Below are 2,302 nucleotides of genomic sequence, written 5' to 3' on the forward strand. Positions count from 1 at the left end.
TGCACGGTAACTTGGGTGAAGATGGTACGTTGCAAGCGTTGTTCCGTTTGTTGCAAAAGCCATACATTGGGCCTGGTACTGCCGCTTCAGCAATGTCATTTGACAAGGATTTGACGAAGCGTATCTTGAACCAAGCCGGCATTCGTAACACGAAGTATGTATTGTTGACGGATCAAAACTTCCAAGACTACACGTACGAGGGCCTTGTTAAGGAACTTGGTACGGAAGTGCTATTCGTTAAGGCCGCTAAGCAAGGATCATCAGTTGGTATTTCACGCGTCACGAACGCTGCAGAATTCGAAGCTGGTGTTAAGGACGCTTTGCAATACGACTACAAGGTTTTGGTTGAAGCTGCGTTGACTAAGCCACGCGAAGTCTTCATTTCAATCTTGGGTAATGAGCAACCACGTGCATCTCGTTTGGGTGGTATTGTTTTGCCTGAACAAGACGTTTGGTACGATTACAACAACAAGTTCGTTGATGCCTCAGGTATGGTCTTTGAATTACCAGTTGAGTTAGGGGATGACCTTGAAAAGGAAATCACTGACATGGCATTAAATGCTTACAAGGCATTGGGACTTGTTGGGTTGACTCGTATGGACTTCATGATTGATGCTGATGGTACACCATACTTGGGTGAACCAAACACGTTGCCTGGCTTCACGAATATTTCACTATACCCACAAATGTGGGAAGTTTCAGGTATCAGCTATACGAACTTGATTGATGAAATTATCAACTACGGTTTGGCTGAATTCGAACGCAATGCCAAGTTGTCATACGACTTCGTGTCATTGGGTGAAGAGCACGTTGGTGAAAAGAAGTACAACGCCGAGCGCGCTAAGTAATATGGATTTAAAAACAATCAGTAACAGTGTTGTTGCTGGTTGTTTTTTATTTGGTGGCGGGTGGCAACACGCGATGCTTAACTAGCTATCTCTACTTTATAAACGCCGTTATTTAGCGTATAATTTATAGTAAGACAATTTGTAGAAAAGGACTTAAAATGACTGAATCATTTACACCAACTTGGATGATTGATGCAATCTACCGTTTGACGCCTGAACAATTAAAGGCTCAAGGAATCAAGGCAGTGCTGACTGACTTGGACAACACGTTGATTGCTTGGAATAACCCAGACGGCACAACGGAATTGCACGACTGGCTTGAACAAATGAACGAGGCAGGAATCCCTGTAATGATCGTTTCAAATAATTCAGCACCCCGTATCGCACGCGTTGCTGAACCTTTGAAGTTGCCATTTGTCTCACGTGCTTTGAAGCCACTGACCCGTGGCCTAAACGAGGCCACAACAACGCTTGGCTTGGCGAAGCAAGAAGTTGTCATGGTCGGCGATCAATTATTAACTGACGTCTGGTCATCTAATAATTATGGCGTTCGGAGCATTTTGGTTAAGCCACTAATTGAGACTGACCAGTGGAATACAAAGATTAATCGTTTTTTCGAAAAGGGTGTTAAGAAGCGCATGTTGAATGCCCACCCAGAACTACAATGGAGGACTACTCTTGATTAGTGAAACAGAAGTACAAGGTTACTTGGACGATGGTTTGCGCTGCATTGGTTGTGGCGCTTTGATTCAAACTGAGCGTAAGGGTGAATTGGGTTATGCCCCAATGTCAGCCTTGCTTAAGGGCTTTGAAAATGAAGAAGTATTGTGCCAACGTTGCTTCCGTTTGCGTCACTATAACGAAATTCAACCCGTTGATTTGACGGATGATGATTTCCGTTTGTTGTTGAACGAAATTTCAACGACTGACTCTTTGGTCGTTTACGTGATGGACGTCTTTGACTTCTCAGGGTCATTGATTCCAGGCTTGCACCGCTTTGTTGGTAAGAACCCGGTTTTGTTGGTTGGAAACAAGGTTGATGTTTTGCCAAAGTCTTTGAAGCGTTCAAAGATTAAGGACTGGATGCGTCAACAAGCTAACGTAGCTGGATTGCGACCAATTGACGTGATGTTGACTTCAGGTAAGAGCGGTGATGATGTCCCTGAATTGTTGGATATGATTGAAAAGTATCGTGAAGGCCGTTCAGTTTACGTCGTTGGTGTGACGAACGTTGGTAAGTCAACGTTGATCAACCAAATCATTAAGGATGCAACTGGTGATTCAAAGGATGTCATCACAACGTCACGTTTCCCAGGAACGACGTTGGATCGTATTGAAATTCCACTTGATGATGACACGTTCATTATTGATACACCAGGAATCATTCACCAAGATCAAATGGCACACTATTTGACGCCAAAGGATTTGAAGTACGTCTCACCACAAAAGGAATT

At 43.7% G+C, this 2,302-nt stretch carries 3 protein-coding genes; all 3 read left to right on the forward strand.

The features are described 5' to 3' along the window. Nucleotides 1-848: D-alanine--D-alanine ligase family protein (locus WEIDD23_RS04145; RefSeq protein ID WP_242865421.1), on the forward strand; the 848-nt coding region annotated here is incomplete at its 5' end. Between the two features lie 158 nt (nt 849-1,006). Then, nucleotides 1,007-1,534, forward strand: coding sequence for a YqeG family HAD IIIA-type phosphatase (locus WEIDD23_RS04150; RefSeq protein WP_010373527.1), 528 nt, complete (start codon nt 1,007-1,009; stop codon nt 1,532-1,534). A gap of 22 nt (nt 1,535-1,556) precedes the next feature. After that, the coding region (gene yqeH / locus WEIDD23_RS04155) for a ribosome biogenesis GTPase YqeH (RefSeq protein WP_197458808.1) at nt 1,557-2,302 on the forward strand (746 nt) is incomplete at its 3' end.

This window comes from Weissella sp. DD23 (assembly GCF_001579105.1).
GTDB lineage: Bacteria > Bacillota > Bacilli > Lactobacillales > Lactobacillaceae > Weissella > Weissella cibaria.